Annotated in this window: 19 protein-coding genes and 3 tRNA genes; 11 read left to right on the forward strand and 11 right to left on the reverse strand. The window is 67.3% G+C overall.

Features of this window, described 5'->3' with window-relative positions; all coding sequences use genetic code 11:
* The first annotated feature begins 14 nt into the window (after positions 1-14).
* Positions 15-1,283, forward strand: a complete 1,269-nt coding sequence (locus AC3RX1_RS10730) for a lipopolysaccharide biosynthesis protein (protein ID WP_491501228.1) — start codon at positions 15-17, stop codon at positions 1,281-1,283.
* On the opposite strand, the gene AC3RX1_RS10735 is transcribed toward AC3RX1_RS10730, so the two are convergent.
* Positions 1,241-3,259, reverse strand: a complete 2,019-nt coding sequence (locus AC3RX1_RS10735) for a glycosyltransferase (RefSeq protein ID WP_491501229.1) — start codon at positions 3,257-3,259, stop codon at positions 1,241-1,243. The genes AC3RX1_RS10730 and AC3RX1_RS10735 overlap by 43 nt on opposite strands.
* 102 nt (positions 3,260-3,361) lie before the next feature.
* On the opposite strand from AC3RX1_RS10735, the gene AC3RX1_RS10740 reads away from it, so the two are divergent.
* From AC3RX1_RS10740 to AC3RX1_RS10755, 4 genes are all read left to right on the forward strand, one after another.
* A complete protein-coding gene (locus tag AC3RX1_RS10740; RefSeq protein WP_498239364.1) occupies positions 3,362-4,420 on the forward strand; it encodes a glycosyltransferase in 1,059 nt (352 codons plus the stop codon).
* Positions 4,421-4,545: 125 nt separating this feature from the next.
* Positions 4,546-5,154 carry a CDP-alcohol phosphatidyltransferase family protein gene (locus AC3RX1_RS10745; RefSeq protein WP_491501231.1) on the forward strand — a complete coding sequence of 203 codons (609 nt, stop codon included), beginning with the start codon at positions 4,546-4,548 and terminating at the stop codon, positions 5,152-5,154.
* On the forward strand, positions 5,147-5,839 hold the full coding sequence (locus tag AC3RX1_RS10750; protein WP_491501232.1) for an acyltransferase: 693 nt from the start codon (positions 5,147-5,149) through the stop codon (positions 5,837-5,839). Before AC3RX1_RS10745 ends, AC3RX1_RS10750 begins: the two co-directional genes overlap by 8 nt.
* A gap of 81 nt (positions 5,840-5,920) precedes the next feature.
* Complete coding sequence (locus tag AC3RX1_RS10755; RefSeq protein WP_491501385.1) at positions 5,921-6,802, forward strand: glycerophosphodiester phosphodiesterase family protein; 882 nt, start codon at positions 5,921-5,923, stop codon at positions 6,800-6,802.
* Positions 6,803-6,807: 5 nt separating this feature from the next.
* Here AC3RX1_RS10755 and AC3RX1_RS10760 read toward each other — a convergent pair whose 3' ends face one another.
* From AC3RX1_RS10760 to AC3RX1_RS10780, 5 genes are all read right to left on the reverse strand, one after another.
* A complete protein-coding gene (locus AC3RX1_RS10760) occupies positions 6,808-7,941 on the reverse strand; it encodes a glycosyltransferase family 4 protein (protein WP_491501233.1) in 1,134 nt (377 codons plus the stop codon).
* A gap of 34 nt (positions 7,942-7,975) precedes the next feature.
* Positions 7,976-8,866, reverse strand: a complete 891-nt coding sequence (locus AC3RX1_RS10765; RefSeq protein WP_491501234.1) for a hypothetical protein — start codon at positions 8,864-8,866, stop codon at positions 7,976-7,978.
* Positions 8,863-9,984: a Gfo/Idh/MocA family protein gene (locus AC3RX1_RS10770; RefSeq protein ID WP_491501235.1), complete on the reverse strand. Its 1,122-nt coding sequence runs from the start codon at positions 9,982-9,984 to the stop codon at positions 8,863-8,865. Before AC3RX1_RS10770 ends, AC3RX1_RS10765 begins: the two co-directional genes overlap by 4 nt.
* A complete protein-coding gene (locus AC3RX1_RS10775) occupies positions 9,981-11,123 on the reverse strand; it encodes a DUF1972 domain-containing protein (RefSeq protein WP_491501236.1) in 1,143 nt (380 codons plus the stop codon). The genes AC3RX1_RS10770 and AC3RX1_RS10775 overlap by 4 nt, the downstream gene beginning before the upstream one ends.
* A 254-nt stretch (positions 11,124-11,377) precedes the next feature.
* Positions 11,378-12,910 carry a sugar transferase gene (locus AC3RX1_RS10780; protein ID WP_491501237.1) on the reverse strand — a complete coding sequence of 511 codons (1,533 nt, stop codon included), beginning with the start codon at positions 12,908-12,910 and terminating at the stop codon, positions 11,378-11,380.
* Positions 12,911-13,140: 230 nt separating this feature from the next.
* Here AC3RX1_RS10780 and AC3RX1_RS10785 point away from each other — a divergent pair, with 230 nt between their 5' ends.
* Positions 13,141-13,530 carry a (deoxy)nucleoside triphosphate pyrophosphohydrolase gene (locus AC3RX1_RS10785; protein WP_491501238.1) on the forward strand — a complete coding sequence of 130 codons (390 nt, stop codon included), beginning with the start codon at positions 13,141-13,143 and terminating at the stop codon, positions 13,528-13,530.
* 26 nt (positions 13,531-13,556) lie between these two features.
* Positions 13,557-14,156, forward strand: a complete 600-nt coding sequence (locus AC3RX1_RS10790) for a hypothetical protein (RefSeq protein ID WP_491501239.1) — start codon at positions 13,557-13,559, stop codon at positions 14,154-14,156.
* Positions 14,157-14,243: 87 nt separating this feature from the next.
* Here the strand turns inward: AC3RX1_RS10790 and AC3RX1_RS10795 are convergent.
* From AC3RX1_RS10795 to AC3RX1_RS10805, 3 genes are all read right to left on the reverse strand, one after another.
* Positions 14,244-14,316: transfer RNA gene (locus AC3RX1_RS10795), tRNA-Phe, on the reverse strand.
* 69 nt (positions 14,317-14,385) lie between these two features.
* Positions 14,386-14,459, reverse strand: a tRNA-Asp gene (locus tag AC3RX1_RS10800).
* Between the two features lie 27 nt (positions 14,460-14,486).
* Positions 14,487-14,559, reverse strand: a tRNA-Glu gene (locus AC3RX1_RS10805).
* Between the two features lie 300 nt (positions 14,560-14,859).
* Here AC3RX1_RS10805 and AC3RX1_RS10810 point away from each other — a divergent pair.
* Positions 14,860-16,266 (forward strand): peptidoglycan DD-metalloendopeptidase family protein, encoded by a 1,407-nt coding sequence (locus AC3RX1_RS10810; protein WP_491501386.1) that lies wholly within the window; start codon positions 14,860-14,862, stop codon positions 16,264-16,266.
* A 74-nt stretch (positions 16,267-16,340) separates the two neighbouring features.
* Here AC3RX1_RS10810 and AC3RX1_RS10815 read toward each other — a convergent pair whose 3' ends face one another.
* The gene (locus AC3RX1_RS10815; protein ID WP_491501240.1) at positions 16,341-16,823 is read right to left on the reverse strand and encodes an inorganic diphosphatase; all 483 of its coding nucleotides are present in this window, start codon (positions 16,821-16,823) and stop codon (positions 16,341-16,343) included.
* A gap of 158 nt (positions 16,824-16,981) precedes the next feature.
* Here AC3RX1_RS10815 and tilS point away from each other — a divergent pair, with 158 nt between their 5' ends.
* Positions 16,982-17,971 (forward strand): tRNA lysidine(34) synthetase TilS, encoded by a 990-nt coding sequence (gene tilS, locus AC3RX1_RS10820; RefSeq protein ID WP_491501241.1) that lies wholly within the window; start codon positions 16,982-16,984, stop codon positions 17,969-17,971.
* 15 nt (positions 17,972-17,986) lie between these two features.
* On the opposite strand, the gene AC3RX1_RS10825 is transcribed toward tilS, so the two are convergent.
* Positions 17,987-18,481 (reverse strand): DUF937 domain-containing protein, encoded by a 495-nt coding sequence (locus AC3RX1_RS10825; RefSeq protein ID WP_491501242.1) that lies wholly within the window; start codon positions 18,479-18,481, stop codon positions 17,987-17,989.
* Between the two features lie 85 nt (positions 18,482-18,566).
* On the opposite strand from AC3RX1_RS10825, the gene hpt reads away from it, so the two are divergent.
* Positions 18,567-19,118 carry a hypoxanthine phosphoribosyltransferase gene (gene hpt / locus AC3RX1_RS10830; protein WP_491501243.1) on the forward strand — a complete coding sequence of 184 codons (552 nt, stop codon included), beginning with the start codon at positions 18,567-18,569 and terminating at the stop codon, positions 19,116-19,118.
* A 270-nt stretch (positions 19,119-19,388) separates the two neighbouring features.
* Positions 19,389-21,383 carry an ATP-dependent zinc metalloprotease FtsH gene (gene ftsH, locus AC3RX1_RS10835; RefSeq protein WP_491501244.1) on the forward strand — a complete coding sequence of 665 codons (1,995 nt, stop codon included), beginning with the start codon at positions 19,389-19,391 and terminating at the stop codon, positions 21,381-21,383.
* Positions 21,384-21,393 lie beyond the last annotated feature (10 nt).

Genomic DNA, 21,393 nt, shown 5'->3' on the forward strand with positions numbered 1-21,393 from the left:
GCTCCACCGCCGCGATGAAGATCGTCGTGATGGGCGTCTCCGGCCTCATCGGTATCGTCACCAGCCGCCTCATCGTCACGCATTTCGGTGTCGACGCATTCGCGCAGTATGGGCTCCTCACGACGCTCCCCAATCTGCTGCCGTTCGCGGACCTCGGCCTCGCCGCTGTGGTCATCAACGCCGTTGCGCAGTCGAAAGACCCGCGTCGCGACCCATACGTCGCCCGCGCAATCGCGAGCGCATTCCGAATCCTTCTGGTTTCGGGTGCTGTGATCGGCCTTGTCGGCATCCTCCTCTACGTGTTCGGCGCCTGGCGGCTGATCCTCGGCGACTCGCTGACGCCCGGACCGGGGGAGCTCGCCGCCACTCTGTGCCTCGTGATCTTCGGACTCGCCATCCCGCTTTCCGTCGGGCAGCGCATTCTGGTCGGCCTGGGCAAGGCATCGACACAGGTCGCGACGCAGGCTGCCGCGGCCCCATTCATGTTCCTCACCGTCGGGGCGTGCGTCGTCTTCAGCCTCCCGGTGGGCGACTACATCGCGATCTTCTCGTACCTTGCGAGTGCCCTCGTCTCGATTCTCTGCCTCGCTCTGTCTGCGCGCGGGCTGTCCCCGAATCTTCGCACCGCGATCCGGGACGTCCCCCGGCTTCGCCGCGCCCCCAACGTGCGCGTGCTAAATCTGGCGTGGCCCATGCTCGTGCAGATGGTCGCGCTACCCATCGCTATGCAGACCGACCGGATCCTGGTGAGCCAACTGGCGAGCAGCCAAGATCTAGCGCAGTACAACCTGGCGTCACAGCTGTTTGCGATCGCCTTGCAGACGGTGTCCGCAGCGGGCGTTGCTCTATGGCCGATCTTCGCGCGCGCCCGGACCGATGGGGAGATCGTCGCCCCGCACCGTGCAACCGTGTGGTTCCTACTGGGTGGGCTCGCGATCGCGGGGGTCGTTGCGGTGGCGAGCCCGGTGCTCACCCAGTTCGTCTCAAATGGGGCGATCGTGCTTCCGCTCGGCCTCATCGTCGCCTTCACGGTCTTCGTCGCTGCTCAGGCAGCGAAATACCCGGCCGGGATGTACATGACGGACGAGCGCGGCCTCAAGTTCCAGGTGATTCCAACCGTATTGATGATCCCCGTGTCCGTGGGGCTCTCCGTTTGGTGGATACCGATTTGGGGCGCCGCCGGTACTGTCGCCGGCACCGTTGTCGCGGTCGTCATCTGCCAGGTGATCCCGTATTACATCTACGTGATCCGAGACCTTCGCCGTCGCCGCTCAGCGGGCTGACGCCCGGTTTCCGCGAGCCACCGCTCGGCGTGCAGGCGCCCGTCCTCATCGGGGAGGTCGGCCAAGATCTCCTCCTGGGGACGAGCGTTGACGAGAGCACCCGTGATCGCATCGGCCAATTCCGCCGCCGAGCTGCTTGACGCCACTACACGGTGCCCATGTTCGATGAGCCACGCCGCTAGGCCGGTCTCGGTCGTGGTGACGATCTCGCAGCCGGCTTCTAAGCCCTCGACGATGGGCAACCCCACCTGCTCGCGCCACGTGCCTTGACGACGAGAGGGGAGGACGAGCACGGTTGCGGCCGACAACTCGGAGAAGATCCGCTCGCGAGAGGGATCGACGGTGACCTCGAGGGATTCGGATGCGGCGGCGACGACCTCCTGCTCACCGGGCCCCTTCCCCATCATGATGAGCCTGGCTGTGGGGACCGACGCGCTGACGAGCGGCCAGGCTTCGAGGACGTCGCGATAACCCTTACGTTCAATGAAGGCGCCGAGGAAGACGACCGTTGGGGTGGTCGAGCGCGGTGCGGGCGAGCCTGTGCCACGTGGCAGCGCGGGGATGAGCGCGGTGACCTGCGTCCGAGGAGGTCCGAACACCCTTGTGTAGAGGTCCTCGGCTCCCGGAGTCCCGAATGCGAGCCGGTCGATGCGTCGCCAGACCACGTGGGCGAGCATGAGCCGGAGCCAGGTCTTCACACGGCTCAAGAGAGACATCCGTCGGCCAGACGCGCGCGGGTCGAGGTTCTCGATGGCGTATGAGACGACGGTCGTCCGGCCGCCTCCGAAAAGTCGCCGCACACCGACCGCCAGCGTGGCAGCGACAGAGCGGACGACCGCACGCAGGAAGAGCGGCTCGTTGATCTCCACGACCGCGGCTGGCGTTCGGACGAGGTGCGAGAACACTCCGAATGCCGAAACGGCGCGGACGTCGAGATTGCCCCCTGCCCCGGCGACGAAGTCGTACCGGCGTTGTCCGTAGAGGAGCGTGACGTCGGGACGGTCGGCGTCCCGTTCCAGGTGTGCGGTGCGTGCGCTGACATAAACCCGCACCGTGCGCTTGGCGAGACTCTCGGACGAGATGCGCCGTGCCGCGCGCAAGCCTCGCACATACGCCGCGAGAGGAGCGAACGGCCGAAGGAATTGCCGACGCCCACCCCGCATCACGATCTGCCACGCCACACGAAGATCGTTGCGACGCCATCGACGAACGTCTGCGACGCTCAGATGTTGCGCCGCGTACAGCGAGCGGTTCCGGATCGAATAGAAGTAATACGTGGCTGACTTCGCGCCTCCGTGCGAGCTCTGGGTGCCACCGACATCATGGACAGCCGTCGCCTCGGTGACGACATGAAGCGCACAGCCCGCGTCCAGCAGGCGTCGGGAGAAGTCGACGTCCTCCCAGTACAGGAAGTACGACTCGTCGAAGCCGTCGACGCGATCCCAGGCCTCGACGGGAACCCAGAGACAGGCGCCGGTGAGCCACACGTGACCGGATTCCGGGGGAGTGGCAGCACGGCGCATAGTGCCGTCGGTGTCATCGAGCCACATCCCCTCGAACCACACGCGGCCGTCGGGACGCCGGATGGTCGGCGCGTATGCCGCCAAGCGATCAGCTTCCGCTGCCGAAGCGAGACGCTCGAGGTTCGCCTCATCGATGGTCGCGTCGGGATTGAGAATCAGCAGGTCGCGCGATCCCCTCCGGCGTGCGGCTTCGGCCCCGAGGTTGGCACCTGCACCGAAGCCAAGGTTGGCTTCAGGGGTGAGCAGTTCCCAGCCTTGCATCGAGGTCAGCGCAGCGATGCGCTGTCGCTCGTCCAGGGTGGAGAAGTTGTCGACGATCACGATGATGTGAGGCCGCCGCAGTGCAGAAAGCACGGTCAGGTTGTCGGCGATCAGAGCGCTCGACCCGTAATTGACGATGACAATCCCGAGCATCCGCGTCGCCGCGGAGCCGGCCCCAGAATCCTGCCCCATGCGTTCATCCTTCCAGACGTGCGCCGGAGCCGCGCGATAGGCTGGTTCGGGGCGCCTCAGGGGCGGCGGGAACACTCTCAACGGAGCGGGGTCGTGGGGGACATGGGCGATGCACCGGCAATGAGCGGAGCGGCGCGCGCGCACGACGGCGGCTCCATCGTCGTGATGGAGTCCCTCCCGCAATTGCGTCCGACGACGAATCCTTATCTGCTGCAGCTCGTCGACTCGCTACGCCCTCACGTGCAGGTCGAGCTCTTCAGCTGGCGGCTAGCGCTCATGGGTCGCTACGACGTGTTTCACGTCCACTGGCCCGAGCTGCTCTCCCGCGGCTCCTCCCCGCTCAAGACCGCCGGCAAACGGCTTGCAACGTGGGCGTTCCAGATGCGATTGCGGCTGGCACGGATCCCGGTGGTCCGCACGGCCCACAACGTGGAGCCTCATGAACGCGGCGGCTGGATTGAACGCCGTCTTCTGCGGCGGTGGGACCGTCTGACCACGGTCTGGGTGACGCTCAACCCGCAGACTCCCGTACCGGACGGGGCCACGGCCGTGGAGATTCCTCACGGACACTACATCGATGTCTACCGGCGATTCCCCCCGTCGACGCCCACGCCTCTCCAGGCTGTCGTGGTCGGGCAGGTGCGACCGTACAAGGGCATTGAGGGCCTCATCGATGTTTTCACCGAGGTGCCTCGCTCCGATGCCCGCCTGACCGTGGCGGGTGCAGCCCCCGACGCCGGGCTCCGCGCGCGCCTCTCGGCTGCGGCGGCACGCGATCCTCGGGTGCGACTCGAGCTGGGCTACGTTGCCGATCAACGCCTCGTCGAGCTCGTCACGAGCGCGAGCCTCGTCGTCCTTCCCTACCCGCGCATGCACAACTCCGGTGCCCTGCTGCTCGCGCTCTCCCTCGGGCGTCCCGTCCTCGCTCCGAGCAACGACATCACCAATGCGATCGCGCGGGAAGTCGGGCCCGAATGGATCCGGAGATACAGAGGCGATCTTGACCCGGCGGCGCTCACGGCAGCTCTGGAGAGCGGAGTCCCCGCCATTCCGCCAGATCTCTCGCTTCGCACGTGGCCCGCCGCCGCCGCGGCGCACGTGGCCGTCTTCCGCGCTGCCATCGAATCCTCTGGTCTCAACTCGAAAGCCGGTCTCCGATGACCTACCGTGAATCGATCGTCGCCCTGCGGTCCGCGCAGAAGTCCTCGTCAGGCGCGCCGGCGTACTCCCGTTTCGTGAACCGACCACTGGGCCGCATCTTTGCTGCTGCGGCCCATGAGCTTCACATGACACCGAACGGGGTCACGTCGATCAGTGCGCTGTGCACATTCACGGCGATCGCTTGCGTCGCCCTCGTGCCGCCGAGTGCGGGGAGCGCCGTGCTCGTCGTTGGACTTCTGGTCCTCGGCTACGCCCTCGATTCTGCAGATGGCCAACTCGCGCGACTCCGCGGGGGTGGAAGTCCGCGCGGCGAGTGGCTCGACCACATGGTGGATGCGATGAAGATGTCAAGCATCCACCTGGCTGTCGCAATCTGCTGGGCACGCTTCTACGATGTCTCGGCTCCGTGGCTCCTCGTGCCGCTGGGCTTCGGATTCGTCTCGACGATCTTCTTCTTCGGTGTCATCCTCACCGACCTCGTTCGCCGTAGTGACGGCGCCGGACCGCGCCAGTGGTCGCAACGGGAGAGTGCGGCTCGGATGTCGCCCTTTTACTCGCTCGCCGTCCTTCCCGCTGACTATGGTCTGCTGATGCTGGTCCTCCTGACACTGTGGTGGCACGCCGGATTCATGTGGCTCTACACCATCCTGTTCGCGGTCAACGCTCTGCTCTTGGGCGCATCCCTCATTCGTTGGTACGGGTCTCTCCGGGGAGAAGGAGAGGCACATGCGTAGCTTCACCGGTCTCAGTGATCGCGACTCGCTCAGGGCGCAAGTCGGGCTTCTCCTGCGGGTCGCGCCGATGGGCCTCCGTGGGCTCCTCCGGAAGCCGTTCTTCCGTCGTTCCGGCGGCATGCTCTTCATCGGACGCCGGGTGCGGATCACCAATGCGAAGTGGATCTCCCACGCCGGACGTCTCGTCCTCGAGGACGGCGTCGAGTTGCAAGGGCTCTCGCGAGACGGGATCCGGTTCGGTTCCGATGTCTCCATCGGGCCCGGAACGTGTATCCGTCCGTCGTCCTACTACGGCGGAGAAGTGGGCATCGGGTTGAGTGTCGGAGATCGCTCCAGCTTCGCGACGGGATGCTTCATCGGGTGCTCGGGGGAGATCAGCATCGGAGCCGATGTCTTGTGCGGTCCGGGTGTGAAGATCTACTCCGAGAATCACGTGTTCGCGGCGACCGACGCCACTATCAAGTCACAGGGAGTCGCCCGCGGAATCGTTCGTATCGGTGACGACTGCTGGATCGGCAGCGGCACGATCATCGCCTCCGGTGTGACGATCGGCAAGGGCGTCGTCGTCGGCGCCGGGAGCGTCGTGACGAAGGACATCCCCGACTTCAGCATCGCAGTTGGAAGTCCGGCGCGAGTCGTACGGAGCCGACTCCCCGCCGATGCCCGGCCCGACGGGAACGGGTGAGGAGACCTCGTCCGCCCGGGCGGGCCTCGCAGGGTCAGCTCTCCGGCAAAGCCTGCATAATCCCGAAGGGAGGCCGTGACCATGTCGGACGAAGATCACGCTGCGGAGAAGCACGGCGAGCGACGCTTCTCGCGGCGCACCCTGCTCGCCTCAGGAGGGGCAGCAGCGGCGGCGATCGCAGTCGGTGTTCCCCTCGCCGGCTGGTTGTGGCCACGGCCATCCAAGGTCGAGGCGATGTTGTCGAGCACGCCCTTCACTGTCGCCCATCGCGGTGGCTCTGCAGACTGGCCCGAAATGTCGGCATACGCCTATGAGAGGGCAACCGAGGTCGGAGTCGATGCGCTCGAGATGTCCGTCGCCCGCACTGCGGACGGGGTGTGGTGTGGTGTCCACGACAAGACGCTTGATCGAACGTCCGCGACGACGGGATTCGTTGTGGCCGAACACACCTGGAATGAGGTGAAGCAGTACCGCATTTCGCCCCCACAAGGTCACCCGGATCAGCCGGCGCGCCCGTACTGGCGTCTCATCGATCTGATCGATCGCTACGCCTCATCGCACGCGCTCTGGGTTGACCCTAAGGCGGTGAACCCGCGCTACTACGGTGAGCTCATGTCGACGATGTCGGGACGTGTGTCAGCCGTCGCTGACGTGTTCGTTGCGAAGAGCGACGCGACCAATCTGGCGTGGGCGAAGCTCGCTCGGAAGCATGGCATGCAGTCGTGGGGCTTCTATTTCGGCCGCGATCTCGATGCGACCCCGGACCTCTTCAGCCGAACGCAGGGGTACTGGACCATGCTCGGTCTTGACTGGAAGGCCTCCCCCGAACACTGGGCGGCGTTCGTGGAAGACGGCAGACCGGTCGTCGCACATGTCCTGAGCACAAAGACCGCGCGGGCCACCGCGGTGAGTCGCGGAGCTCGGGGATTGATGGTCTCCGGGGTTGCAGAGGTCCTCGGCTGAGGCCGTCAGGCGTGCGGGAACCGGGCCGGACGCATTGCGTCGAGCATCTCGTCGCCGTAACGGACGGGCGAGAAGGCGGCGGCCACGCTCTTCGAATCAGAGACAGCCCGTGCGGTGTAGCCGGACCAGTCCGCGACGATTGTTTGGACCGCGTCGGCGAGCGCGGACGCATCGCCGGGAGGAACCAGAATGCTGCTCGTTGAGTGCTCGCACGCTTCCGGAAGACCGCCGACCGCACTGACGACTGAGGGACGCGCCGCCAGGGCCGCCTCGACCGCGGTGTTTCCGAAAGGCTCGTCCACGGTCGACGGGATGAGGACGATATCGCTGCGGGAGAGGTCCTCCCAGACCGATGGGCGGAACCCGAGGAACTGAGTGTGCGACTTCAGCCCGCTCGACGCCACGAGGTGTTCCAGGTACTCGGCGTATTCCTCATTGCCGGGAAAGACGGCCCCGAGAAGAGCGAGGCTGACGTCGTGCCCGCGGTCGAGCAGCAGGCGCAGCGCTTCGAGCGCGACGTGGGGACCCTTGCGATGCGACAGTCGCCCCACGAAGAGGAGACGCGCGGTGCCGTGGAGTTCTGACCGAGGTGGGACGACAGAGGTGGGCGCGGCAACGGCGTTGTAGATGACAATTGTGCGCTTGACGAGCCAGGGCGCCGCTGACCGGAGCACGCCCAGGCTGAAGCGGCTGTTGATGATGATGCGATTGCTGAAGAGGAGCGGCAGATAGAGCGCGCGCCGGAGCAGACCGGAGACCGACGCCTCGCCTTCGTGCACGTGACAGATCGTCGTGTGACCGGTGAGCCGGCTGAGCGGCAGCCAGAGAGGTGGGGTCAGCGTGTTCACGACAACGGTCGTTGCAGCCGAACGCCGAAGCACACCGAGATTAGGTCCGATGGCGGTGATGGTGGCCGCGAAGAGCCCTAGTAGGCCTCTGAGACTGAGGAGACCCTTGCGCACAATGGGTGTCGGGCACATGACGACCTGCGCACCCGCCGCTTCGAGGAGTGGGACGAGCGGGCCGTCTGCGGGGACCGCCACGATGACTCTTCGGCCGCCCGCCACCAGTGCACGTACCGTCTCAACCGCCATCCGGTCGGAACCGTAGAGATCCGCCCCGGGGTTGACGACGAGCACCGTGTTGGGGTCACGCCTGCTCCGACGCCGCACGTCAGTCGCCCTGCCAGTACTCGTCCACCAGACGCACTGTCGACTGGATGTTCGCGCGGCTGGATGCGCCGAACACGATGGACTCGAGATTCGGTAGGCCGCAGACCCACTCGATGGCCTCCCGCGCCGGAATCGCGCCGCTGGCGAGCACCGACATTGCCACCGCCCGGAACGGTCGTTTGTCCATTGCGGCGCGGTACCCGTCGATTCCGCCCGACATCCGGAAGCCGAGCTTGTTGATGTTCGAGCAGACGATAGGGTTCTCGATGCCGGCACGGTCGAGGTCGTCGAGGGTGCGGGGAAGGTTCATCGTGATGAAGCCCGGTTCGGCCTGGTAGCGATTGCGGACGTGGTCGGCGAAGATGCGGAAGGCGTCGGTGAAGCCGAGCCCCGAGAGCAGATCGACGACGACGTTCTGCAGCCAGATCACCGGCGTCTGTACGCCCGCGAACATCTTCATCTCCGCGTCGATGAGCAGCGTCGACACCCCCTCGATGTCCTTGCGGGCGAGGGAGCTCGTCCCGCGGGCGATGCTGTCGAGGAGCCCTTCCTCGGGCAGGAACCGGCGGATCGCACCCAGGAAACCGTCGTCGGTGATGGCGTTCGCGTACTTGTGCGCGTACGGCATGCAGGGGAAGAAAGACATCCTCTCGGTCCTCTCAGGGTCCGTGCGGACGCGGTCGACGACCTGCGCGATGCGGTCGTGTGTGGTGCACATGAACGTCGTGACGCCTGCCTCGTACGCGTCATCGAGCACCTGCATGATGGCGTCGAGGTCCTGGAAGCGCATCTGCTGAGCGCGCGCCTTCTCCTCCGACATGTGATTCACGCCGAAGAACTGGTTGTCTCCGAAGAGAAGCCGGTCCATCTTCGTCGTCGCAACGTCGCTCATCGCACACCCCCCTTCATCAGACGGCGGATGCCGAACCGCCGCGTCGGCTGGGCCATTGCCGGAACGGGGGCAGAGTCGGCCTCCGGGCTCCGCAGTCGGGATTCCTCGCGTGCCGCGTCCTTGCTGATCATGGCGATCACCTGGTCGGTGGCGGACGCGGAGCGGAAGTCGTTCTGCCCTTCGCTCTCGCCGGCCGCCACGCGCTTCACGAACGCGTCGAGCTGAGCGCTGTACTCCTCCCCGCGCAGATAGAACCACGGGGCCTCCGTAAGCTCGGTCGTGTACCGGACGTTCCATCCCGCACGGTAGCCGGATGGGAGAGGCGCGGTGTCGCGCAGGTAGACCTGGATCTCCTGACGGTCGGCGTAGATCTTGCCGTGCTCGCCCCAAAGGGAGATCTTCGTGGTCATCTTTCGCTGGGATTCGTCCGACCAGTTCGCCACGATCTGCGCGGTGCCGCTGGGGTAGTGCAGCGTCGAGGCGACGGCGTCATCGATCTGAGCCGAGAAGATGCTCGTGAGCTGACTGCCGCTGACCGAGGTGGGCGCCCCGAGGTACCACGTCAGCAGGTTCAGCGGATGCGCGGCGTAGTCGTAGAGACAGCCTCCGCCGGTGGCACGCTGGCTGCGCCACGTGTGGCCGGACGGCTTGAGGACGACCGGGCCGTAGGCCTCGGCGAGGGCGGTCGCGACGGTGCCGATTGCGCCTGCGTCGAGGAGCCGCTTCGCCTCCTGGAACGCGCCGACGAATCGGTTGTGGTACCCCACCTGAGTCACTGCTCCGCGGGCGGCGGCCAGCTCGGTGAGCTCGGTCCCCTCCGCCGGATCGATCACGAGAGGCTTCTCGCAGAACACGCTCACCCCTCGCTCGAGCGCCTGGCGGATCATGCCGGCGTGAAGGTGGGTCGGAGTGGCGATGATGACGGCCTGCGGCTTCGCCTCATCCAGCATCTTCCCGAGGTCCTTGTACGTGCGCATTCCGGTGTACTTTGCCAGCACGTCGAGCAGATAGCCCGTGGAATCGCACACTCCGACCAAGCGCACATCCGGATGCGCGTTGATCATCGAGAGATGGGACAGCCCCATCTTGCCCAGGCCCACAACGGCGACGTCAATCATCTGGTCTCCCCCATGACAGATTCGGCATTCGTGCGCGACAGCGCGGTCAGCAGTGCGATCTCGTACTCGCGACCGATCTTCTCCCACGTAAACTCCTCACGGAAGCGCGCGAGAGATGCGTTTCCCATCCGTGATCGGCGATCGGCGTCATCGAGGAGGTCGTCGAGGAGGTCGGACAGGTCCGACGCGTCCGAGAAGTAGGCGTTCTCCGGGCCGGCGACCCAGGTGTTGTACGCGTTGTCGTGGGCGACCACGGGATTGCCGGCGGCCATCGCTTCGACCAATGACGGGTTCGTCCCGCCCACCGTGTGTCCGTGCAGATAGATCCCGCTGTGACGGCGCAGCGCCTGGATGCGCTCGGGTTCGAAGATCGCACCGGGAAAGATGACTTCGTCGGATGCTGCTGCCCGTACCTGCCGGTGGTACTCGTCGTCGGTTCCGAAGGGACCGACGACCACCAGCGGCATCCCGCGTCGGCGTGCGCTCCAGGCGCGGACGATCTCGAGCACGGAGTTCTCGGGGATCGGCCGGCACACCACGATGCCGTAGCGGTGCGGCTCGAGCCCCAACTGCTCGATGGCGGAGGTCGGCACGTCGCCGACCTCGTGCGCTCCGTAGGTGATCGTCTGAACACGGTGGCGGCCGAAGTGGCGACGGAGGTAGGTGGCGATCACGGGGTGGTCGGCGATGAGCACGTTTCCGACCATCCCGGCGAGCCTCTCATTCGCGAGGAGAATGCCTTGCTTCACGACGCCCCAGCGGCGCCGGGTCCACTCCATGCCGTCCATGTTGATGACGTTCGGGATGCCGCGCAGACGTGGGACGACGTTGTAGACCCCGGTGTTGTAGCCGAAGGTGAGCCAGACGTCGCCCTCCTCGTGCTGTGCCATGGCGTGGCGGATGGAGGCGAGATCGAAGGCAGCGGTCCCTCGCCACCCTTCCTTCGGTTCACGGATCAGCACCCGCTCGAGTCCCCGCCATTCGTCAGTCTCGATCGGGCCCTCCCCTTCGAGCTGACAGTAGACCACGACCCGCCAACCGCGGTCGCGCAGATACCGTGCCACGTTCTCGGCAGCCGTCTCGAACCCGCCGTATGCCGCAGGCACGCCGTGGGTTCCCAGAATCCGTACGGTCGTCACGCCACTTCGCCCCCTCCGAAGTCCGGCTCATCGCTAGCTAGCGGACGCGCCTGGGATGAATATATTGCGTTCTGCTGGATCACAGGTGCGGTCTGCAGGCCTAAGGACCCGCGGTCGCGACATCGGCACGGCCCCACAGCGGGCAGAAACGTGCTGGTTTGGGGAGTGCGACCGCGGATCCGGCCTCTACGGAGAGTCCCCACTCTCCGAGGTCTGATGAACATCGCTACGGGAGACCACATCGGGCCCGCCGCTCAGTACGCCCCTTTCGGGTCGACCATGACGCGCGCGGTGCGCCACATGATCATGAGATCCGACATGACCGACCAGTTCTCGACGTATCGCAGGTCGAGGCGCACACTTTCGTCCCACGACAAGTCGCTGCGTCCACTCACCTGCCAGAGACCGGTGATACCGGGCTTGATGTAGAGACGGCGGAACACCGTGCCGTCGTACGCCGTGACCTCGTTCGGCAGGGGCGGTCGCGGGCCGACGACGCTCATATCGCCGACGAGAACGTTCCAGAATTGGGGCAGCTCATCGAGTGAGAACTTGCGCAGCACAGTCCCGATGCGGGTCACTCGTGGGTCACGCTTGAGCTTGAACAGCGGCCCAGCGCCCTCGTTCTCGGTCTGCAAAGCCGCCAACCGTGCCTCCGCGTCGACCACCATGGTGCGGAACTTCAGGATCTCGAACTGGGCACCGTCGCGACCGACACGGGTCTGACGGAAGAAGACCGGACCGCGATCTTCGAGCTTGATCAGAAGCGCGATGGGCAGCCCCACCAGGAAGATCGGGACCAGAGCGAGGGCGGCGACGGCGATGTCCATCGTGCGCTTGAGGAGGTGCTTGCCGCCTTCGAACTCCGGAATCTTCACGTGGATGAGAGGCATCCCGTCGATCGGGCGGAGAGAGATCCGCGGGCCCGCGACGTCGGCGAGCCGGCTCGACAGAATGAGCTCCGAAGCAGTGCCTTCCAGCTGCCAGCTGAGGCGCTTGACATACTGCGGCTCGCCGTCGAGCTGGCTGGCGACGACGACCGAATCGGCGCCGAGCTCGCGGGCGCGGGTGGCGACGTCATCGGGCGTGCCGACAACGGGGTAGACGCGGCCGTCGACGACGATCCCGCCTCGTGCGCTGTCGGTGACGGTCGCTCCGACGATAGAGAAGGCATGGTGTGCGTCTTGCAGGAGCTGACGGATGACGTACTCGACGTCTGCACGTGTGCCTGTGACGATCGTCCGCGCGGCGTAGCGGCCCAGAGCTCGCTGGTTGATGAGCCAGCGACGCCAAATGCAACGTCCCAAGAGCATGACGAAAAGTCCGAGGGGGAGTGCGACGAGGAGCTGCATACGCACGCCGTGCCACTGGAACAGGATGAACGTCATCGCGACGATGCCGAAGGCGAGCCCCGTGGCGTGCGCGACCCGCTTGTACTCGGTTGCACCCGAACCGAGGATGTTCGTCGAGCGTGTGCTGAAAAGCGCCAGCAACGCGAGCCAAGTGCCGACAGTGAGAAGCGAGGAGCGCACGAGCGCCCACGGTTCACTCGCCGACGGCATGTCGAAGGCGACTTCTGCCAACGCTGCGACTCCAGTCGCGGCGAGCACCGAAAGGGCGTCAGTCGTGCGAAGACGGCGGCGATAGGCGCGTTCCCAGAGGTGCCGCCGCTCCAACGACGGCTGCAGCCGCGGGGCCGCCGCAGCCTGCAGGCCGTCGTCGAGCGTCGACGCGGGGCGGATGCGCGGCAGCGTGACGGGCGTTGGCCCGACGTCGATCGCCGTCATCGGATGCACGCGCAAACGCGCACGTGCTCAAGCACGTCCCCAGCAGACATTATCTCCCCAGCAATGTCCGGGCGACGTCGCAGTCGCCCCGTTCTTTCCCCAGAATCGAACCCGTGCCCCCACGGGTCCGTGAGACGTCCCACCGCCTCGTGCGTGTCACTCTACATGCTTCCGCATCTGTGGGGAAGAGTGTGACGTCGCCGCGGTGATACGTGTGACACCATGCCCCCATGGACCCACTCGACGTCGTCGCGGCGGTCATCGTCGACGGTGACCGGGTGCTCGCGTGCCGCCGCCGCGAGGGGAAGGCCGACGCCGGCCGATGGGAGTTCCCCGGCGGAAAGGTCGAGCCGGGGGAGTCGCCGGCCGAGGCGCTCGTGCGCGAGATCCACGAGGAGCTGGGCATCGGCATCCGTATCGACCGTGAGCTGCGCACCGACACGACCGAGGTACGGGGTCGCGGCGTCCGTCTCACCTGCCTCCGAGCGACGGTCATCGGTCCGCGACCGACTACGAGCACCGATCACGACCGGCTCGAATGGGTGCGCCTGACCGAATTGCATGCGCTGGAGTGGGCCGAGCCCGACCTGCCGATGGTGGCGCAGCTGGCCGGGAGCTGACGCCGGAACTGGATAGGCTCCGGATCGTGGCCCTTGCGATCGTGTTCGTCGTGCTCCTCGGCGCGCTCGCCGTCTTCCAGTTCGCGCTCGCACTCGGTGCGCCGTGGGGGAGCTTCGCGTGGGGCGGCCAGCATCCCGGAACGCTGCCGACCCGCTACCGAATCGGCTCGGCGGTGTCGATTCTCGTGTACGCCGTCATGGCGCTCGTCGCGCTCGATCGGAGCGGCATGATCGACCTCCTGCCGGGTGCCGTTTCGGCCGCGGCGATGTGGGTCGTCTTCGGCCTCCTCGCGCTCAGCGTCGTGACGAATGGGATGTCGCGCTCGAGGCGGGAGCGGTTCACGATGACGCCGCTCGCGGTCGTCCTCGCCGTGCTGGCGTTCTTCATCGCGCTCATCGGCCCGGTACCGCGCACGTTCGAGGGAATGGTGCTCGACGACGGACACGGCACTGCGTTCTGCACGACCGTGATGGACTCGTACCCGCCGCAGTGCGGCGATCCGCGTCCCGTCGTCGGGTGGGACTGGGATGCGGTGGCCCACGAGCAGTCGCAGTCGATCCGCTGGGGCGACTACCGCTTCGCCGGCACGCTCGACGGTGGGACGATCACGGTCACCGGCCGTTAGACGTGGCGCTTCTCGACAGATCCTGCGCCGGCGGGTGGACCAGAGACGAAGAAACCCCCGCGTGTAGAAGCCACGCGAGGGTTTCAGTGGCTCCGACGGGCGTCGATCCCGTGACCTCACGATTTTCAGTCGTGCGCTCTACCAACTGAGCTACAGAGCCGCGCGGCCAGCCGAAGCATTTGCCGCGTCCGACACGAAGGGCCCTTCGGAAAGGGCCCGTCGCTTGGAGCGACCCTGACGGGACTTGAACCCGCGACCTCCGCCGTGACAGGGCGGCACGCTAACCAGCTGCGCTACAGGGCCATGCTTGTGAAATTGTATCGGAAAGTGTGACCCCAACGGGATTCGAACCCGTGCTACCGCCGTGAAAGGGCGGCGTCCTAGGCCGCTAAACGATGGGGCCGGGGTGAACCTCATCCTGACGGACTCGGTGCTCACGCTTGCCGACGCTCAAGCATAAGAGATTCGACGCCGAACTCCTAATCGCGCGCACGACGGATGTCGCGACCCGCCCGCGCGCTCACCGTGCGGCGACGCCGGCGGTCGCAGAATGGTACGGCTTCTCGGACGCCAGCGGAGCAGACATGTTGCATCTGTGAACGATGTTGTTAGTGTGGAACGAGTTGTGCCCGCCGACACGACGCCGCACCCCGATGACCGAACCCGACGAATTCGCCCCGATGGCGTGAGAGGAGGCCGGGTGATCGACCAGGAGACCCGCGCTCCGGAAGAGGAGTGCGACTGCGCTCCCACGGAGCGTGAACGCCGCGCCCTCTGGCCGAACATGGTCAGCCGACGCGGCGCCATCGCCCTCGGCATCATCGGCGTCGCCGCTGCCGGCGTCGCTGCCGCCCCACGCATCCCTGCCGCCTACGCCGCCAACTACCCCTCGTGGGACGACGTCCAGCGCGCGAAGGCCAACGAGTCGGCCAAGAACGCCGAGATCGGCAAGATCCGTCAGCTCATCGCGAGCCTGGAAGCCGCCGCCGCCCAGGCTCAGGCGCTCGCCGAGCAGCGTGGCGCCGAGTTCTACGACGCCCAGCAGAAGTACTTCGACGCCGCCCAGCGCGCCGACGACCTCCAGGCCCAGGCCGACGAACAAGCCAAGAAGGCCGACGACGCCGCCGACAAGGCCGGCCGCGTCGCCGCCCAGCTCTACCGCAACGGCGGCGACGACACCTCCCTCCAGCTCTTCCTCTCGGGCTCCGCCGCAGGCGCCGACGACCTCCTCGCCCGCCTCGGCACGATGGACAAGCTCCTCGAGGCGAACAAGGCCGTCTACGCCGACGCGGTCGCCGCCCGCGACTCCGCCCAGAACCTCAGCGACCTCGCGAAGAAGCAGCGTCAGGAACGCGACAAGCTGCAGCAGATCGCTCAGCAGAAGATGGTCGCCGCCCAGGAGGCCTCCGAAGCCGCCCAGGCCGCCGTCGCCAACCAGAACGCCCACCTCGACGACCTGAAGGCCCAGCTCGCCGCCCTGCACGACACCACGGCCAAGACCGTCACCCAGTACAAGGTCGGCGTCGAGGTGCGCCGCAAGGCAGAGGAGGAGCGCAAGCGCCGCGAGGAAGCCGAACGCCGGCGCCGCGAAGAGGCGGCCCGCCGCGAAGCGGCGAAGCACCACAACTCCGGCGGCGGTTCCCCCGCCAGCTCCGGCGGGGGCGGAGGAGGCGGAGGCGGTGGTGGCGGCACCGGCGGCTGGGTCCGGCCCTCCAACGGCTACCAGAGCTCGGGCTACGGCCGCCGCACCGTGCAGTGCGGCAACAGCTACTGCTCCAGCGGCTTCCACTACGGCGTCGACCTCGCGAGCGGCTGCGGCACCAACATCTATGCCGCCCACTCCGGCACCGTTGTCTACTCCGGCTACAACGGCGGCTACGGCAACTACATCAAGATCGACCACGGCGGCGGCATCGGCACCGGCTACGGCCACATCCGCAACGGCTGCCTCTACGTGCGTTCGGGCCAGCACGTCCGCGCCGGCCAGGTCATCGCCGGCGTCGGCAACACCGGCAACTCCTTCGGCTGCCACCTCCACTTCGAGACGTACGTGAACGGCTCACCGGTCAACCCGATCAACTTCATGGCGGCCCGCGGCATCTCCGTCTAGGCAGGGCCGCGAAGAACCGGCCACTGAGAAGGGGAGGGATGCGAACGCATCCCTCCCCTTCTCACGTCAGCGCGTCAGTGGCCGTATCGCTCGGTGGCCTCGGCGACGAGGCGCTCGGCCTCCGCCGCATCCGCCCACTCGTCGACCTTGACCCACTTGCCCTCTTCGAGGTCCTTGTAGTGCTCGAAGAAGTGCGAGATCTCCTTCTTCGTGTGCTCAGGGATGTCGCCCACGTCCTGGATGTGCGCCCACCGCGGGTCCTTCGCGAGCACTGCCACGACCTTGTCGTCGCCGCCCGCCTCGTCGCTCATCTTCAGCACCGCCACGGGACGCACCGTCGCGTGCACCCCCGGGAACAGCGTCTGGTCGAGCAGCAGGAGCACGTCGAGCGGGTCGCCGTCCTCGCCGAGCGTCTTGTCGAAGAAGCCGTAGTCGGCGGGGTACCCGAACACCGTATAGAGGATGCGGTCGAGGTGGACGTTGCCGGTCTCGTGGTCGACCTCGTACTTCACGCGGCTGCCGCGCGGGATCTCGATGACGGCGTCGTACGCGCCCATACTGTGCTCCTTCGGATGGCGGGAATTCCGCGCACCAGCCTAGTCGCGTGCCCTTCGCGTCGCAGAAGCAGGCTGGATCGACGGATTCCCCGCCGCGCCGAGGCCAGCGCGCGGATCCAGCCTGCTTCTGCCGCGCTCGCCGGCGGTACCGTGGGGTCGTGGAGCACCGCCCCAGCCTCGACCCCGCCGTCGCCCAGACCCGCCGCGCCGTTCGTGCGGCACTGGCCGACATCCGCCCCGGTGCCGTGGTCGTCGCCCTCTCCGGCGGCGCCGATTCCCTCGCCCTCGCGGCCGCGACGGCTTTCGAGGCGCCCAAGCGCGGCATGACGCTCATCAGTGCGACGATCGACCACGGCCTGCAGCCCGGCTCGGCCGAGGTCGCCGAAGCCGCCGCCCGCCAGGCCGAAGACCTCGGCATGGACGCCCGCATCGCCCGTGTCGACGTCGCCGGTTCCGGCGGCCCCGAAGCCGCCGCCCGCGCGGCCCGCTACGAGGCGCTCGCGCGCATCGCGCGGCAGACGGATGCTGCAGCCGTCCTCGTCGGTCACACCCGCGACGATCAGGCCGAGACGGTCCTCCTCGGCCTGGCGCGCGGGTCGGGTGCGGCGAGCCTCCAGGGCATGTCGCCCGTCGCAGACCTGGGCGGCATCCCGCTGCTGCGGCCGTTCCTCGACGTCCCCCGTGCCGTCACCGCGGCGGCGTGCGCCGCACAGGGCCTCGAGCCCTGGAACGATCCGCACAACGACGACCCCTCGTACGCCCGCGTGCGCGTACGCGCTCGGGTGCTGCCGGTCCTCGAGGCGGAACTCGGCCCGGGCATCGCCGACGCCCTCGCCCGCACCGCCGAGCAGCTGCGAGAGGATGCGGCGGCCTTCGCCGAGATGATCGACGAGACGATCGAAGACATCGTGGAGCACGCCGAAGCCGGCATCGCGGTGTCGGTTCGCGCGCTCGCCGCGAACCCCGCCGCGCTGCGCCATCGCATCATCCGGCATGTCGTCGCGAGCGAGTTCGGCCAGAGCCTCACCCGCAGTCAGACCCTCGAGGTCGCACGCCTCGTCACCGATTGGGCCGGACAGGGGCCGATCGACCTTCCCGGCTGCGCCGTGCGCCGGGCCGGCGCGCGGCTCGAGTTCACCGCGCGCTGAGCGTGGGGCGGGTGACTACTTCTTCCCGCCGAAGAGGCCGCCGAGCAGCCCGCCGATGTCGACACCGCCGAGCCCTCCGCCGGTCCCGCCGGCGCCTGAGCCCTGCTCTGGGGAGGACGACTTCTTCTTGGCGAGCACGCCCATCACGAGCGGTGCGAGCATCGGGAGCAGCTTGCCGAAGTCGATGCCGGCGGTCTGCGGCGAGTCGTTCAGCTGCCGCGTGACCTCCTGCTGCTTCCCGTCGAACGCGTGGCCCAGGATCTTCTCGCCGTCCGCGGTGTCGACCGCGTCCAGGTCGATCCCGTCCTCGCTCACCGTCCCGGCGTGCTTGTCGAGCGCCTGCTCGAGCGCCGACGCGCCCTGGGGCGTCTGCGCGTTCTTCTGCAGCCCGCCGAGGATCGCCGCACCGCCCTCGCTGACAGCCTTCGTCGCGACATCCCGGTCGATCCCGAGCTTCGCGGCGATGTCGCCGATGGGAAGGTTCTTGAGGATGTCGTCGATGCCCGCCATGATCTCTCCGATCGCTCCGCGGGCCTCGTCGCCCGGCTCACCGCGATCCTACGGTGGCCCTTCGCCTCGACGGTAGACTCGATCCATGCGCGCGGCGGACATCTCCGATCAGATCACCGAAGTCCTCGTCACCGAGGAGCAGATCGTCCAGAAGCTCGACGAGATCGCCGCCCGGGTCGCCACCGACTACGAGGGCAAGGAGCTGCTCCTGGTCGGCGTGCTCAAGGGCGCCGTCATGGTCATGGCCGACTTCGCCCGTGCACTGCCCGTCGTCGCGCCGATGGACTGGATGGCCGTCTCCTCCTATGGTGCGGGCACCAAGTCGAGCGGCGTCGTGCAGATCCGCAAGGACCTCGATGTCGACCTGCACGACAAGCACGTGCTCATCGTCGAGGACATCATCGACTCCGGCCTCACCCTCAGCTGGCTGCTGGAGAACTTCGCCTCGCGCGGTGCCGCGTCCATCGAGGTGTTCGCCCTGCTGCGCAAGCCGGAGGCGGCCAAGGTCGAGGTCGACTGCAAGTACGTGGGCTTCGACATCCCGAACGAATTCGTCATCGGCTACGGCCTCGACTACGCGGAGAAGTACCGCAACCTGCGCGACGTGGCGATCCTCGCGCCGCACGTGTACAGCTGAGCGCCCTTCGACTCGGTCGCTGCGCTCCCTCGCTCAGGGACCTGGCGGAGGGCGGTCGCTGCGCTCCCTCGCTCAGGGACCTGGCGGAGGGCGGTCGCTGCGCTCCCTCGCTCAGGGACCTGCCCCGGCCGTTCGCAGGATTGACCCAGCCGGCGTCGACTACGCCGTGGGCGAATGCACAGACCCCGCATAGTGGGCCCGTTATACCCTGAAACGACAGTCCGCACGCGCGCGGACCGGACGAAAGGGCTCGGGGGCCGACCTCGCACCATGGATTTCAAGAAGATCACCCGCAATCCGCTGCTGTACGTGCTGCTGATCGGGCTCCTGCTGATCGTGGGCTTCTCGCTCATCTCCAGCCTCGGCGGTGCCAAGCAGATCACGACGCAGGAGGGTCTCGACCTGCTCAAGGGCACCACTGTCACCAAGGTCGTCAACACCGACAACGACCAGCGCGTGGACATGACGCTCTCGACGCCGTACAAGGACTCCACCGACGTGCAGTTCTACTACGTCTCCGCGCGCGCCGACCAGGTGATCACCGCGGTCGACGACGCGAAGCTCAAGGACGGCTTCAATGACGTCGTGCCGCAGCCCAGCTGGTTCGACGGATTCCTCTCGCTCCTCCTGCCGATGCTGCTGCTCGGCGTGCTGTTCTGGATCCTGCTCGCCTCGGCCCAGGGCGGCGGCAGCAAGGTCATGCAGTTCGGCAAGTCGCGGGCGAAGCTCGTGACGAAGGAGATGCCGCAGGTCACGTTCGGCGACGTCGCCGGCGCCGACGAGGCCATCGAGGAGCTCGAGGAGATCAAGGACTTCCTCAAGGACCCCGCCAAGTTCCAGGCCGTCGGGGCGCGCATCCCCAAGGGCGTGCTGCTGTACGGCCCTCCCGGAACCGGAAAGACGCTCCTCGCTCGCGCCGTGGCGGGTGAGGCCGGTGTGCCGTTCTACTCGATCTCGGGCTCCGACTTCGTCGAGATGTTCGTCGGCGTCGGCGCGAGCCGCGTGCGCGACCTGTTCAACCAGGCCAAGGAGAACGCGCCGGCCATCATCTTCATCGACGAGATCGACGCCGTCGGTCGCCACCGCGGCGCCGGCATGGGCGGCGGGCACGACGAGCGCGAGCAGACGCTGAACCAGATGCTCGTGGAGATGGACGGATTCGACCCGAAGGCGAACGTCATCGTCATCGCGGCGACGAACCGCCCCGACATCCTCGACCCGGCGCTGCTGCGCCCCGGCCGTTTCGACCGGCAGATCGGCGTCGACGCGCCCGACCTGCAGGGCCGTCTGAAGATCCTGCAGGTGCACGGCCGCGGCAAGCCCCTCGCCGACAGCGTCGACCTCGAGGTGGTCGCCCGCAAGACCCCCGGGTTCACCGGCGCCGACCTCGCGAACGTGCTGAACGAAGCGGCGCTGCTGACAGCCCGCTCCAACGCGCAGCTGATCGACAACCGCGCGCTCGACGAGGCCATCGACCGCGTCATCGCCGGCCCGCAGCGTCGCACCCGCGTGATGAAGGACAAGGAGAAGCTCATCACCGCGTACCACGAGGGCGGCCACGCCCTCACCGCCGCGGCGCTGAACCACTCCGACCCGGTCACGAAGATCACGATCCTGCCGCGCGGAAAGGCCCTCGGCTACACGATGGTCATGCCGCTGGAGGACAAGTACTCCGTCACCCGCAACGAGCTGCAGGATCAGCTCGCGTGGGCCATGGGCGGCCGCGTCGCCGAGGAGATCGTGTTCCACGACCCGACCAGCGGCGCGTCGAACGACATCGAGAAGGCGACGAACATCGCCCGCAAGATGGTCACCGAGTTCGGCATGACCGCCGCCATCGGTCCGGTGAAGCTCGGCCAGTCGTCGGGCGAGGTGTTCATGGGCCGCGACATGGGTCACGGCCGCGACTTCTCCGAGACGATGGCCGAGACCGTCGACGAGCAGGTGCGCGCCCTCCTCGAGCAGGCGCACAACGAGGCGTACGAGGTGCTCAACGCGAACCGCGAGATCCTCGACAAGCTCGCCCTCGCGCTGCTCGAGAAGGAGACGCTCGACCACACCGAGATCGCCGACATCTTCAGCGACGTGACGAAGCTGCCCGAGCGCCCGCAGTGGCTCTCGAGCGAGAACCGTCCCGTGTCGCCGCTGCCCCCGATCGAGGTGCCGCGCCGCAGCACCGGCATCGCCGCCTCGGTCGAAGACCAGGGCGCGCCGAGCAAGCCGCGCCATCGGCCGACCGGGCAGGCGCGACCCGCGACGGCGTAGGCTCGGGCCT

The sequence above is a fragment of the Microbacterium altimontanum genome (assembly GCF_058349865.2).

Excerpts from the sequence above, each read along its gene's own strand:
- AC3RX1_RS10750 (WP_491501232.1), top strand. The coding sequence starts at position 5,147 with ATGCGTAGCTTCACCGGTCTCAGTGATCGCGACTCGCTCAGGGCGCAA.
- AC3RX1_RS10765 (WP_491501234.1), bottom strand. The coding sequence starts at position 8,866 with ATGAGCGACGTTGCGACGACGAAGATGGACCGGCTTCTCTTCGGAGAC.
- hpt (WP_491501243.1), top strand. The coding sequence starts at position 18,567 with ATGCGCGCGGCGGACATCTCCGATCAGATCACCGAAGTCCTCGTCACC.
- ftsH (WP_491501244.1), top strand. The coding sequence starts at position 19,389 with ATGGATTTCAAGAAGATCACCCGCAATCCGCTGCTGTACGTGCTGCTG.
- AC3RX1_RS10785 (WP_491501238.1), top strand. The coding sequence starts at position 13,141 with ATGGACCCACTCGACGTCGTCGCGGCGGTCATCGTCGACGGTGACCGG.
- AC3RX1_RS10745 (WP_491501231.1), top strand. The coding sequence starts at position 4,546 with ATGACACCGAACGGGGTCACGTCGATCAGTGCGCTGTGCACATTCACG.
- AC3RX1_RS10735 (WP_491501229.1), bottom strand. The coding sequence starts at position 3,259 with ATGGGGCAGGATTCTGGGGCCGGCTCCGCGGCGACGCGGATGCTCGGG.
- AC3RX1_RS10755 (WP_491501385.1), top strand. The coding sequence starts at position 5,921 with ATGTCGGACGAAGATCACGCTGCGGAGAAGCACGGCGAGCGACGCTTC.
- AC3RX1_RS10825 (WP_491501242.1), bottom strand. The coding sequence starts at position 18,481 with ATGGCGGGCATCGACGACATCCTCAAGAACCTTCCCATCGGCGACATC.
- AC3RX1_RS10730 (WP_491501228.1), top strand. The coding sequence starts at position 15 with ATGAAGATCGTCGTGATGGGCGTCTCCGGCCTCATCGGTATCGTCACC.
- AC3RX1_RS10770 (WP_491501235.1), bottom strand. The coding sequence starts at position 9,984 with ATGATTGACGTCGCCGTTGTGGGCCTGGGCAAGATGGGGCTGTCCCAT.
- AC3RX1_RS10740 (WP_498239364.1), top strand. The coding sequence starts at position 3,362 with ATGGGCGATGCACCGGCAATGAGCGGAGCGGCGCGCGCGCACGACGGC.
- AC3RX1_RS10780 (WP_491501237.1), bottom strand. The coding sequence starts at position 12,910 with ATGACGGCGATCGACGTCGGGCCAACGCCCGTCACGCTGCCGCGCATC.
- AC3RX1_RS10815 (WP_491501240.1), bottom strand. The coding sequence starts at position 16,823 with ATGGGCGCGTACGACGCCGTCATCGAGATCCCGCGCGGCAGCCGCGTG.